The organism is Caldimonas caldifontis, assembly GCF_002930615.1.
GTDB lineage: Bacteria > Pseudomonadota > Gammaproteobacteria > Burkholderiales > Burkholderiaceae_C > Caldimonas > Caldimonas caldifontis.
Map to the genome: position 1 here is coordinate 223,851 of NZ_PSNX01000015.1, position 12,658 is coordinate 236,508.

The 12,658-nt window shown below is 63.9% G+C and carries 9 protein-coding genes and 1 tRNA gene; all 10 read right to left on the bottom strand.

Translation table 11 applies throughout. The features are described from left to right. Positions 1–72: 72 nt before the first annotated feature. A complete protein-coding gene (gene rpoC, locus C1704_RS15690; RefSeq protein WP_104303675.1) occupies positions 73–4,299 on the bottom strand; it encodes a DNA-directed RNA polymerase subunit beta' in 4,227 nt (1,408 codons plus the stop codon). Between the two features lie 17 nt (positions 4,300–4,316). Further along, complete coding sequence (gene rpoB, locus C1704_RS15695) at positions 4,317–8,438, bottom strand: DNA-directed RNA polymerase subunit beta (RefSeq protein ID WP_104303676.1); 4,122 nt, start codon at positions 8,436–8,438, stop codon at positions 4,317–4,319. Between the two features lie 299 nt (positions 8,439–8,737). Then, positions 8,738–9,115 carry a 50S ribosomal protein L7/L12 gene (gene rplL / locus C1704_RS15700; protein ID WP_104303677.1) on the bottom strand — a complete coding sequence of 126 codons (378 nt, stop codon included), beginning with the start codon at positions 9,113–9,115 and terminating at the stop codon, positions 8,738–8,740. 36 nt (positions 9,116–9,151) lie between these two features. After that, the gene (rplJ, locus tag C1704_RS15705; RefSeq protein WP_104303678.1) at positions 9,152–9,664 is read right to left on the bottom strand and encodes a 50S ribosomal protein L10; all 513 of its coding nucleotides are present in this window, start codon (positions 9,662–9,664) and stop codon (positions 9,152–9,154) included. 279 nt (positions 9,665–9,943) lie between these two features. Beyond that, on the bottom strand, positions 9,944–10,651 hold the full coding sequence (gene rplA, locus C1704_RS15710) for a 50S ribosomal protein L1 (protein WP_104303679.1): 708 nt from the start codon (positions 10,649–10,651) through the stop codon (positions 9,944–9,946). Positions 10,652–10,653: 2 nt separating this feature from the next. Continuing rightward, positions 10,654–11,085 carry a 50S ribosomal protein L11 gene (gene rplK, locus C1704_RS15715; RefSeq protein WP_104303680.1) on the bottom strand — a complete coding sequence of 144 codons (432 nt, stop codon included), beginning with the start codon at positions 11,083–11,085 and terminating at the stop codon, positions 10,654–10,656. A gap of 219 nt (positions 11,086–11,304) precedes the next feature. Further along, entirely contained in the window at positions 11,305–11,859 is a 555-nt protein-coding gene (nusG, locus tag C1704_RS15720) for a transcription termination/antitermination protein NusG (protein ID WP_104303695.1), read from the bottom strand. 14 nt (positions 11,860–11,873) lie between these two features. Beyond that, positions 11,874–12,257 carry a preprotein translocase subunit SecE gene (gene secE, locus C1704_RS15725; protein WP_104303681.1) on the bottom strand — a complete coding sequence of 128 codons (384 nt, stop codon included), beginning with the start codon at positions 12,255–12,257 and terminating at the stop codon, positions 11,874–11,876. Between the two features lie 156 nt (positions 12,258–12,413). Beyond that, a tRNA-Trp gene (locus C1704_RS15730) sits at positions 12,414–12,489 on the bottom strand. A 10-nt stretch (positions 12,490–12,499) separates the two neighbouring features. Further along, positions 12,500–12,658 (bottom strand): EF-Tu C-terminal domain-related protein (locus C1704_RS15735; protein ID WP_082263103.1); only part of this gene is annotated, 159 nt, incomplete at its 5' end.

The following is a 12,658-nucleotide window of genomic DNA, read 5'->3' on the forward strand; positions in this document are numbered from 1 at the left end:
GCGGGTACAAAATGAGGGGTCCAAGAAAAAAGGCGGCCGAAGCCGCCTTTGCTCGGGTGGGTTCCCCGGCGATCACTCGCCTTGAGAACCCTCCTCGCCAGCTGCATCGACCTGCGCCAGTTGCAGAGCGGCCAGTTCCTCGGCTTCCTGCATGGCGATGGCGCGACGCTCCTGCTCGTCCATTTCCTCCTTGGCCTTGCGGGCCTGATGGAAGGCGAGGCCGGTGCCGGCCGGGATCAGGCGACCGACGATGACGTTCTCCTTCAGGCCGCGCAGCTCGTCGCGCTTGCCCATGATGGCCGCCTCCGTGAGCACGCGGGTGGTCTCCTGGAAGGACGCCGCCGAGATGAAGGAGTCCGTTGACAGCGAGGCCTTGGTGATGCCCAGCAGCACATCGCTGTGCGTGGCGGGCATCTTGCCCGCAGCCACCATCCGGTCGTTGGTGTCCAGCAGCTCGGAGCGCTCGACCTGCTCGCCGGCGATGTAGTGCGTGTCGCCGGGGTTGACGATCTGGACGCGGCGCAGCATCTGGCGAACGATCACCTCGATGTGCTTGTCGTTGATCTTCACACCCTGCAGACGGTACACGTCCTGGACCTCGTCGACGATGTAGCGGGCCAGCTCCTCGATGCCCAGCAGGCGCAGAATGTCCTGCGGGTCGGCCGCGCCGTCCACGATGAGTTCACCGCGGTTGACCACCTGGCCTTCGTGCACGAGGATGTTCTTCTCCTTGGGCACGAGTTCTTCCCAGACCTTGCCATCCGGGTCGGTGATCTGCAGGCGCACCTTGCCCTTGGTTTCCTTGCCGAAGGACACCGTGCCGGTGACTTCGGCGAGCGTGCCCTTGTCCTTGGGGGAGCGGGCTTCGAAGAGCTCGGCCACACGCGGCAGACCGCCGGTGATGTCGCGGGTCTTCTGCCCTTCCACCGGGATGCGGGCGAGCACCTCACCGGGCGCCAGGTCCTGGCCGTCGCGGATCTGGATGAGCGCCCCCACCGGGAAACCGATGGTCACCGAGTGGTCGGTGCCGGGGATCTTCACCTCGTTGCCACCGGCGTCCACCAGCTTGACCTGCGGACGCACCACCTTGGTGGCGCCGCGACGCTTCGGGTCGATGACCACCAGGGTGGACAGGCCGGTCACCTCGTCGACCTGCTTGGCCACGGTCACGCCCTCTTCCACGTTCTCGAACTTCGCCCGGCCGGCAAATTCGGTGATGATGGGGCGGGTCAGCGGATCCCAGTTGCCCAGGATGGTGCCGGCCTTGATGGTCTGATCGGCCTTGACGTTCAGCGTGGCACCATAGGGCACCTTGTGGCGCTCGCGTTCGCGACCATGCGGGTCGGTGATGACGATCTCGCCGGAACGGGAGATCACGACGAGTTCGCCCTTGCTGTTGGTCACATAACGCATCGTGGCGTTGAAGCCCACGATACCGTCGGACTTGGCTTCCACGCTGGAGGCCACGGCGGCACGGGTGGCCGCACCGCCGATGTGGAAGGTCCGCATGGTCAGCTGCGTGCCCGGTTCGCCGATGGACTGGGCGGCAATCACCCCCACGGCCTCACCGGTGTTGACCAGGCCGCCACGGCCCAGGTCGCGGCCGTAGCACTTGGCGCACAGGCCGAAGCGCGTGCCGCAGGTCAGCGGCGTGCGCACCTTGACCTCGTCGACACCCGCGGCTTCCAGCACGTCCATGGCATCTTCGTCCAGCATTTCGCCAGCCTTGATCAGGACTTCCTGGGTCTCGGGGTGGACCACGTCATAGGCCGGGATGCGGCCCAGGATGCGGTCGCGCAGCGACTCGATCACCTCGCCACCCTCGACCAGGGCGCGCATCGCGATGCCGTTGGTGGTGCCGCAATCGTCTTCGGTGACCACCAGGTCCTGGGTGACATCCACCAGACGACGGGTCAGGTAGCCGGAGTTCGCGGTCTTCAACGCCGTGTCCGCCAGACCCTTGCGGGCGCCGTGGGTGGAGTTGAAGTACTGCAGCACGTTCAGACCTTCACGGAAGTTCGCCGTGATGGGCGTCTCGATGATGGAGCCATCGGGCTTGGCCATCAGGCCGCGCATGCCGGCCAGCTGGCGGATCTGCGCCGCCGAGCCACGTGCACCCGAGTCAGCCATCATGTAGATGGAGTTGAACGACTCCTGGTCCACGGTGTTGCCGTGGCGGTCGACGACCTTTTCCTTGGAGAGCTGGGCCATCATGACCTTGCCCACCTCGTCACCGGTCTTGCCCCAGATGTCCACGACCTTGTTGTAGCGCTCACCCGCGGTCACGAGACCCGAGACGTACTGCTGCTCGATCTCCTTGACTTCCTTCTCGGCGCGCTCGATCAGGGCATGCTTCTCCTTGGGCACCAGCATGTCGTCGATGGCGATCGAGATGCCGGCACGCGTGGCCAGGCGGAAGCCCGACTGCAGCAGCTTGTCGGCGAAGACCACCGTCTCCTTCAGGCCGCAGCGGCGGAACGAGGCGTTGATCAGCTTGGAGATCTCCTTCTTCTTCAGCGCCTTGTTGATGTTGGCAAACGGAAGGCCCTTGGGCAGGATCTCGGACAGCAGCGCGCGGCCGACCGTGGTCTCGACCAGCTTGGTTTCGGCCACGAAAGCGCCCGTGGCCTTGTCTTTGACATAGTCCGGCAGGCGCACGCTGATCTTCGCGGTGAGCTCGACCACACCGTTGTCCAGGGCGCGCTGCACTTCGGCCACGTCGCGGAAGACCATGCCTTCGCCCTTGCCGTTGGTGCGCTCGCGCGTGGCGTAGTACAGGCCCAGCACCACGTCCTGCGACGGCACGATGGACGGCTCGCCCGACGCCGGGAAGAGCACGTTGTTGGACGCGAGCATCAGTGCGCGCGCTTCCATCTGCGCTTCGATCGACAGCGGCACGTGCACGGCCATCTGGTCGCCGTCGAAGTCGGCGTTGAATGCCGCACACACCAGCGGGTGCAGCTGGATGGCCTTGCCTTCGATCAGCACCGGCTCGAAGGCCTGGATGCCCAGGCGGTGCAGTGTCGGGGCGCGGTTCAGCAGGACGGGGTGCTCCTTGATCACCTCTTCCAGGATGTCCCACACCACCGGGGTGCCCGCTTCCACTTCCTTCTTCGCAGCCTTGATGGTGGTGGCGATGCCCATCGCCTCCAGCTTGGAGAAGATGAAGGGCTTGAACAGCTCGAGCGCCATCAGCTTGGGCAGGCCGCACTGGTGCAGCTTGAGCGTCGGGCCCACGGTGATGACGGAGCGGCCCGAGTAGTCGACGCGCTTGCCCAGCAGGTTCTGACGGAAGCGACCGCCCTTGCCCTTGATCATGTCGGCCAGGGACTTGAGCGCCCGCTTGTTGGCGCCGGTCATGGCCTTGCCACGGCGGCCATTGTCCAGCAGGCTGTCCACGGCCTCCTGCAGCATGCGCTTTTCGTTGCGCACGATGATTTCAGGGGCCTTCAGCTCGAGCAGGCGGGCCAGGCGGTTGTTGCGGTTGATGACGCGGCGATACAGATCGTTCAGGTCGGAGGTCGCAAAGCGGCCACCGTCCAGCGGCACCAGCGGACGCAGGTCCGGCGGCAACACCGGCAGCACCTCCATGATCATCCACTGCGGTTTGATACCCGACTTCTTGAAGGCCTCAAGCACCTTCAGGCGCTTGGAGTTCTTCTTGATCTTGAGTTCGGAGCCGGTCATGTCGTTGCGGATCTTGTCGATCTCGACATCCAGGTCCATGTCCTCAAGCAGCTTCTTGATGCCCTCGGCCCCCATCAGCGCGACGAACTCGTCACCGTACTCGGTACGCTTGGCGTCGTAGTCGTCCTCGGTCATGATGCTGAACTTCTTCAGCGGAGTCATGCCGGGATCCACCACCACATAGGCTTCGAAGTAGAGCACGCGCTCGATGTCGCGCAGCGTCATGTCCAGCACCAGGCCCAGACGCGACGGCAGGCTCTTGAGGAACCAGATGTGGGCGCAGGGCGCGGCCAGGTCAATGTGACCCATGCGTTCGCGGCGCACCTTGGTCTGGGTGACCTCGACACCGCACTTCTCGCAGATCACGCCGCGGTGCTTCAGGCGCTTGTACTTGCCGCACAAGCATTCATAGTCCTTGATCGGGCCGAAGATCTTGGCGCAGAACAGGCCATCGCGCTCGGGCTTGAACGTGCGGTAGTTGATCGTCTCCGGCTTCTTCACCTCGCCGAAAGACCACGAACGGATCTTCTCGGGCGAAGCCAGGCCGATCTTGATGGCATCGAAATGCTCATCAGGAGTGAATTGCTTGAAGAGATCCAGCAAACCTTTCATGCGTCTCTCCTATTCCTTTAGTTGCGCTCGAGCTCGATGTCGATACCGAGCGAACGAATTTCCTTGACCAGCACGTTGAAGGACTCCGGCATGCCGGCATCGATCGCGTGTTCGCCCTTGACGATGTTCTCGTAAACCTTGGTGCGGCCGTTCACGTCGTCAGACTTGACGGTCAGCATCTCCTGCAGCACGTAGGACGCGCCGTAGGCTTCCAAGGCCCAGACTTCCATCTCGCCGAAGCGCTGGCCACCGAACTGCGCCTTGCCGCCCAGCGGCTGCTGGGTGACCAGGCTGTACGGGCCGGTCGAGCGGGCGTGCATCTTGTCGTCCACCAGGTGGTGGAGCTTGAGCACGTGCATATAGCCCACGGTGACCGGACGCTCAAAAGCGTCGCCGGTGCGACCGTCGTGCAGGATGGCCTGAGTGCGCGTGGCGGTAAGGCCCTTCTTCGCGGCAATGTCGTCGGGGTAAGCCAGCTTGAGCATGGCTCGGATTTCTTCCTCGGTGGCGCCGTCAAAGACCGGCGTTGCGAAAGGCACGCCCTGCGCCAGGTTGTGCGCCATCTCGAGAACCTCGTCGTCGCTGAGTTGGCTCAGATCCTCGGTGCGGCCGCCCGACTTGTTGTAGAGCTCGTCGAAGAACTTGCGCAGCTCGGCCACCCGGGCTTCGCGTTGCAGCATGTCTCCGATACGCTGGCCGATGCCCTTGGCAGCCCAGCCCAGGTGCACTTCCAGCACCTGCCCCACGTTCATGCGCGAGGGCACACCCAACGGGTTGAGCACGATGTCGGCAGGCGTGCCATCGGCCATGTAGGGCATGTCCTCAACCGGCACGATCTTGGACACCACACCCTTGTTGCCGTGACGGCCGGCCATCTTGTCGCCGGGCTGCAGACGACGCTTGACGGCGAGGTAGACCTTCACCATCTTCAGCACACCGGCGGGCAGTTCATCGCCTTGCGTGAGCTTCTTGCGCTTTTCTTCAAAGGCCAGGTCGAAGCTGTGGCGCGTCTGCTCAAGCGAGTTCTTGATCGACTCGAGCTGGTTGGCGACATCTTCGTCGGCCGGGCGGATGTCGAACCAGTGGTACTTGTCGACATCGGCTAGGTAGGCCTTGTCGATGGTCGTGCCCTTGGCCAGCTTCTTCGGACCGCCGTTGGCGACTTTGCCGGTCAGCAGCTTCTCGATCCGGTCGAAGGCATCGGCCTCGACGATGCGCAGCTGGTCGTTCAGGTCCAGACGGAAGCGCTTGAGTTCATCGTCGATGATCTGCTGGGCGCGCTTGTCGCGCTGGATGCCTTCGCGGGTGAAGACCTGCACATCGATGACGGTGCCGGCCGTGCCTTGATCCACGCGCAGCGAGGTGTCCTTCACGTCGGAGGCCTTCTCGCCGAAGATCGCGCGCAGCAGCTTTTCTTCCGGCGTGAGGGTGGTCTCGCCCTTGGGCGTGACCTTGCCGACCAGCACGTCGCCGGCCTGCACCTCGGCCCCGATGTAGACGATGCCCGACTCGTCCAGGCGAGACAGCTGGTGCTCGGACAGGTTGGGGATATCGCGGGTGATTTCCTCGGAGCCCAGCTTGGTGTCGCGGGCCATCACCACCAGTTCCTCGATGTGGATCGAGGTGTAGCGGTCGTCGGCCACGACACGCTCGCTGATGAGGATGGAGTCCTCGAAGTTGTAGCCGTTCCAGGGCATGAAGGCCACCAGCATGTTCTGGCCCAGGGCCAGTTCACCGATGTCGGTGGATGCCCCGTCGGCGATGATGTCCTCGGCCTGCACCTTGTCGCCCCGGCGCACGATGGGACGCTGGTGGATGTTGGTGTTCTGGTTGGAACGCTGGTACTTGATGAGGTTGTAGATGTCCACGCCCACCTCACCGGCCACCGTCTCTTCGTCGTTGACGCGGATCACGATGCGGTTGGTGTCGACGTAGTCCACCACACCACCGCGGCGCGCAGCCACGACGGTGCCCGAGTCCTTGGCGGCCACGCGCTCGACGCCCGTGCCCACGAAGGCCTTTTCAGGGCGCAGCACCGGCACGGCCTGGCGCTGCATGTTGGCGCCCATCAGCGCGCGGTTCGCATCGTCGTGCTCAAGGAAAGGCACGAGCGACGCGGCCACCGAGACGATCTGGGTGGGAGCCACGTCCATGTACTGGATGCGCTCGGGCGAGGTCAGCACCGATTCGCCGTGCTCACGCGCCGACACCAGCTCGTCGATGAGCTTGCCGTCCTTGTCGAGCGTGGCGTTGGCCTGGGCAATGACGTACTTGCCTTCCTGAATGGCGGACAGGTAGTCGATCTGGTTCGTGACCTTGCCGTCGACCACCCGACGATAGGGAGTCTCGAGGAAGCCGTACTCGTTCAGGCGTGCGTACAGGGCCAGGGAATTGATCAGGCCGATGTTCGGACCTTCGGGTGTTTCGATCGGGCACACACGGCCGTAATGAGTCGGGTGCACGTCGCGCACCTCGAAGCCTGCGCGCTCCCGGGTCAGACCGCCCGGACCCAGAGCCGACACGCGACGCTTGTGCGTGATCTCGGACAGGGGGTTGGTCTGGTCCATGAACTGCGACAGCTGCGACGCACCGAAGAACTCCTTGAGCGCCGCAGAGATGGGCTTGGAGTTGATCAGGTCGTGCGGCATCAGGGCTTCGGTCTCGGCCTGGCCCAGACGCTCCTTCACGGCCTTTTCGATGCGGGCGAGGCCCGAGCGGTACTGGTTCTCGGCCAGCTCTCCCACGCAACGCACACGACGGTTGCCCAGGTGGTCGATGTCATCGACTTCACCGCGGCCGTTGCGCAGATCCACCAGGATCTTCACCACGTCGAGGATGTCCTCGTTGGACAGCGTCATCGCACCTTCGGCCGTGTCGCGGCCCACGCGGGCGTTGAACTTCATGCGGCCCACGCGCGACAGGTCATAGGTGTCGGGGTTGTAGAACAGGCGGCCAAACAGGGCCTGCACGGCGTCTTCCGTCGGCGGCTCGCCGGGGCGCATCATGCGGTAGATCGCCACGCGAGCGGCCAGCTCGTCGGCGGTCTCGTCAGACGCGAGCGTCTGGCTGATGTAGGCACCCTGGTCCAGCTCATTGGTGTAGAGGCACTGGATGTCCTTGATGCCGGCCGCGCGCAGCTTCTTCAGCAGCGACTCGGTCAGCTCGTCGTTCGCCTTGGCGATGATCTCGCCCGTTTCCGGGTCGACCATGGTCTTGGCCAGCACACGCCCCACCAGGAAGTCTTCCGGCACGGTGACGAACTGGGTGCCCGATTGCTCGAGCGCGCGGGTGTGACGCGCGGTGATGCGCTTGTCCTTTTCGACCACGACATTGCCCGACTTGTCGGTGATGTCGAAGCGGGCGACTTCGCCCTTCAGGCGCTCGGCGACGAACTCCATCTGCGCGCCAGAATCCATCAGGCGGAAGTTGTCGAAGACGAAGAAGTGCGCCAGGATCTGCTCGGGGTTGAGGCCGATGGCCTTGAGCAGGATCGTGACCGGCATCTTGCGGCGACGGTCGACGCGGAAGTACAGGATGTCCTTGGGGTCGAACTCGAAGTCGAGCCAGGAGCCACGGTAAGGGATGATGCGTGCGCTGAACAGCAGCTTGCCGCTGGAGTGCGTCTTGCCTTTGTCGTGCTCGAAGAAGACACCGGGCGAGCGGTGCAGCTGCGACACGATCACACGCTCCGTACCGTTGACGATGAAGGAACCGTAGTCGGTCATCAGGGGCACTTCGCCCATGTAGACCTCCTGTTCCTTGATCTCCTTGACCGTCTTGGCCTGGGGGCTCTCGCGGTCGTAGATGATCATCTGCAGCTTCGCCCGCACGGCGGCGGCGTAGGTCAGGCCACGCTGCTGGCACTCGCGGGTGTCGAACGGAGGCTTGGCGATGTTGTATTCGATGAACTTCATCTCCACGAACCCGTTGTGCGACACGATGGGGAACGCGGACAGGAAGGCGGCCTGAAGCCCTTCGGGCTTGCGCTGGGCAGGCGGGACGTCCTTTTGCAGGAAGGCCACGTAGGAGTCCTTCTGCATGGTCAGGAGATAGGGGACATCGAGCACGCTTTCGCGTTTGCCGAAGCTTTTGCGAATGCGCTTGCGCTCGGTGTAGCTGTAGGATTTTGCTTGCGCCATAAACACTCCGTGTCGAAGACCACCGCCTGGCCGATGGCGGTGTTTCGTTCGGCGACTGGCTTTGCGGACATTGCGCCCGAAGCTTGGTGGCTGGCCACTACCAGCCGCTGGCGGACAACCGCGACATTGCACCGCGGCCCGACCAAGGCTGTGCTCCTGCAGTCGGATCAGAGAACACTTGGAAAGAGGCTTGGCATCGTGCCTTCAAACCACTTTCCAGGTGCTCTCCAGGGACATCCCCGGAAAGCGCAAAAGGCTGGGGGCCTGAACAGGCTCCCAGCCCCTGCCGTCGTGCCCGATTACTTGAGCTCGACCTTGGCGCCGGCTTCTTCCAGCTTCTTCTTGGCGGCCTCGGCATCGGCCTTGGCAACACCTTCCTTGACAGGCTTCGGAGCGCCGTCCACCAGGTCCTTGGCTTCCTTCAGGCCCAGGCCGGTGATTTCGCGCACGGCCTTGATGACCGACACCTTGTTGGCGCCGGCATCGGCCAGCACCACGGTGAACTCGGTCTTTTCTTCAGCGGCGGCAGCACCGCCACCACCACCGGCAGCAGCCGGGGCGGCCATCGCGGCGGCGGACACGCCGAACTTCTCTTCAATGGCCTTCACCAGGTCATTGAGTTCCATGACGGACATGGTGTCCAGGGCAGCCAGGAATGCGTCTTTGTCGAATGCCATGATAGGTTTCCTAAATCTTTGAAGGGGGTTGCAGGGTCAGGCAGCGGCGGGCTCGGCAGCGCCTTCGCCACGCTTCTCGGCCAGGGCGGCCAGAACGCGCGCGGTGCGCGCCATCGGCGACATGAGCAGGCCGGCCAGCTGAGACAGCAGAACGTCCTTGCTCGGGATGGAGGCCAGGGCCTTGATGCCCTCGCTGTCCAGCACCTTGCCGTTGTAAGCGCCGGCCTTCAGGACCAGCTTGTCGTTGCCCTTGGCAAAATCGGCCAGGATCTTGGCCGCCGCCACGGCGTCTTCTGAAAAACCGTAGATCAGCGGGCCGACCATGTGGTCACCGGCCACCTCGAAGGACGTGCCGGCCACGGCACGGCGCGCGAGGGTGTTCTTCAGCACGTGAAGATACACGCCCTTTTCGCGCGCCTGCTTGCGCAGCGCGTCCATCTGGGCGACGGTGAGGCCACGGTACTCGGCCAGCGCCAGCGTCTGCGACTTGGCCGCCTGGGCCGCCACATCCGCCACGACGGTTGCTTTCTCGTTGCGATTGAGACTCAAGGTCTACTCCTCACATCACGCATCCACGTTGCCGCGGATGCACCCGGGGTTCAGCGACCTGCATTCAGGAAACCGGACGGCTCTTGCGACCCGTCCCACATCCATTCCAGCGGGACCGCCATCTGCGTTGGCCTGGACTGCAGCCTTGCGGCCTTGCCCGGATTAAGCGGCCCTTGCGGGCCACGCCAACGGTCTTTGATAGCCCACCCTCGTCGGCAGACGGGGCGGCCCACCAATACTTTCATGCCGCGCTTCGACCGGTCGCGGCACACATACACATCAAGCGTTCGGCGCCGTCGTGATCGAGGCGGCATCCACACGGACACCCACGCCCATCGTCGACGACACGGCCACCTTGCGCAGATAGACACCCTTGCTGGAAGCCGGCTTGGCCTTGTTCAGCGCATCCAGCAATGCCGCCAGGTTGCCCTTGAGCTTGTCGGCATCGAAAGAACGGCGACCGATGGTGCCATGAACGATGCCGGCCTTGTCGACACGGAACTGCACCTGACCGGCCTTGGCGTTCTTCACCGCGGTGGCCACGTCGGGCGTGACGGTGCCAACCTTGGGGTTGGGCATCAGGCCACGGGGACCCAGGATCTGGCCCAGCGTACCGACCACGCGCATCGTGTCCGGCGAGGCGATCACGACGTCGAAGTTGATGTTGCCGGCCTTGACCTGCTCGGCCAGGTCTTCCATGCCGACCACGTCGGCGCCGGCGGCCTTGGCTTCCTCGGCCTTGGCACCCTGGGCGAACACGGCCACACGCTTGGTCTTGCCGGTACCGTTGGGCAGCACGACGGCGCCACGCACGACCTGGTCGGACTTCTTGGCGTCCACACCCAGTTGCACGGCCACGTCGATGGACTCATCGAACTTGGCGGTGGCGCATTCCTTGACGATGCTCAGCGCTTCGTCGATCGAATACAGCTTGAGGCTGTCGACCTTGCCCTGCAGGGCCTTCTGGCGTTTCGTGAGCTTGGCCATGTTCAGACTCCTTCCACCGACACACCCATGGAGCGGGCGGAACCGGCGATGGTGCGCACGGCGGCATCGAGATCGGCAGCCGTGAGGTCCTTGTTCTTGGTCTTGGCGATCTCTTCCAGCTGGGCGCGGGTGATCTTGCCGACCTTCTCGACGTGGGGGCGGCTGGAGCCCTTCTCGAGCTTCAGAGCCTTCTTGATCAGGACGGTCGCCGGGGGCGACTTCAGCACGAAGGTAAAGGACTTGTCTGCAAACGCGGTGATCACCACCGGCAGCATCAGACCCGGCTCCATGCCTTGGGTCTGGGCGTTGAACGCCTTGCAGAACTCCATGATGTTCAGGCCGCGCTGACCCAGCGCAGGACCCACCGGGGGCGAAGGATTGGCCTTGCCCGCCGGAATTTGCAGCTTGATGAAGCCGACAATCTTCTTGGCCATGATTTCTCCAGTCACACCCCCCGCGGCCACGCAGAAGGTGTTGAGTGCAAACGCCAGGGGCTGCGGCTCTTCGCCCTACCCTGGCTCCTCGTCACGGTGTCACGTCACCGCCAGCAACGGGCCGGGTTCGCAGCACCGAAGTGCGGCAGGCCCCCGGCCGGGCCTGAGACTTTGCCTGCGGCGCCTAGCGCCTCGGCGAAGTCTGATAACCGCAGGTCATCAGACTTTCTCGACCTGATGGAAATCGAGTTCCACCGGTGTGGCGCGGCCGAAGATGGTGACCGACACCCGCACCTTGGACTTGTCGTAATTGACCTCTTCAATCGCCCCATTGAAGTCGGTGAAGGGGCCTTCCTTCACACGCACCACCTCGCCGACTTCCCACTCCACCTTGGGCCGCGGCTTTTCGATGCCTTCTTGCATCTGGTTGACGATCTTCATGACCTCGTCTTCCGAGATGGGCACCGGACGGTTCTTGGCGCCGCCCACGAATCCGGTCACCTTGGAGGTGTGCTTCACCAGGTGCCAGGTGTCGTCGTCCATCACCATCTCCACCAGCACGTAGCCAGGGAAGAAACGGCGCTCGGTCACGGCTTTCTTGCCATTCTTGACCTCGACCACCTCTTCGGTGGGAACGAGGATGCGGCCGAACTTGTCCTGCATGCCGGCGCGGTCGATGCGCTCGCGCAGGTTGCGCTCCACGGCTTTTTCCATGCCCGAATAGGCATGGACCACGTACCAGCGCTTCGCGGGGGTGCTGCCTGCAGTTGTCATCACGTCCGTCACTCTCACCCCCTCCAACCCAGGATCAGGTCATACAGGACCCATTCCAGCGTCTTGTCGGTCAGCCACAGGAACAGCGCCATCACCACCACGAAGGCGAAGACGTAGCCAGTCATCTGCAGCGCCTCCTTGCGGGAGGGCCAGACCACCTTGCGCACCTCCCGGCTGGCTTCGCGGCCGAAGCCGATGAGCTGCTTGCCGGGCTCGGCGGTGAAGAACACCACGGCAGCCACGATCAGCAGGCCGACCAGCGCGACCACACGCAACCAGGCGTCTTGCTGGCCCAGCAGGTAGTAGGCCGCGACAGCACCCACCACCAGCAGGGCAGCCACAGCCAGCTTGGCCTTGTCTGCGCCGGAGGTGACGGTTTCGACTTGAGCTTGGGTCATTTGTCTTGTCTACAACATGGCGGAAGCCCCTTGCGGGAGCTAACCACCTATCAGCAGCAAAGCCCGCCGGGCTCGTCAGGCCCTTTTCGGGCCCCGCCTGCGGGCTGCTGGACAACCAGATCGGGAGGCTTCGACGGCCGTCTCACCTCGGAAATCTGGCAGGGGCAGAGGGAATCGAACCCCCAACCTTCGGTTTTGGAGACCGACGCTCTGCCAATTGAGCTATGCCCCTAAAGCCTTTCTTACTCGATGATCTTGGCCACGACGCCGGCGCCGACGGTGCGGCCGCCTTCGCGGATGGCAAAGCGCAGGCCTTCTTCCATGGCGATCGGCGCGATCAGCTTGACGGTGATCGACACGTTGTCACCCGGCATCACCATCTCCTTGTCCTTGGGCAGCTC

Bases quoted from the DNA above. Each gene is read 5' to 3' on its own strand.
- rpoC (WP_104303675.1), bottom strand. From the start codon at position 4,299: ATGAAAGGTTTGCTGGATCTCTTCAAGCAATTCACTCCTGATGAGCAT.
- rpoB (WP_104303676.1), bottom strand. From the start codon at position 8,438: ATGGCGCAAGCAAAATCCTACAGCTACACCGAGCGCAAGCGCATTCGC.
- rplL (WP_104303677.1), bottom strand. From the start codon at position 9,115: ATGGCATTCGACAAAGACGCATTCCTGGCTGCCCTGGACACCATGTCC.
- rplA (WP_104303679.1), bottom strand. From the start codon at position 10,651: ATGGCCAAGCTCACGAAACGCCAGAAGGCCCTGCAGGGCAAGGTCGAC.
- rplK (WP_104303680.1), bottom strand. From the start codon at position 11,085: ATGGCCAAGAAGATTGTCGGCTTCATCAAGCTGCAAATTCCGGCGGGC.
- nusG (WP_104303695.1), bottom strand. From the start codon at position 11,859: ATGACAACTGCAGGCAGCACCCCCGCGAAGCGCTGGTACGTGGTCCAT.
- secE (WP_104303681.1), bottom strand. From the start codon at position 12,257: ATGACCCAAGCTCAAGTCGAAACCGTCACCTCCGGCGCAGACAAGGCC.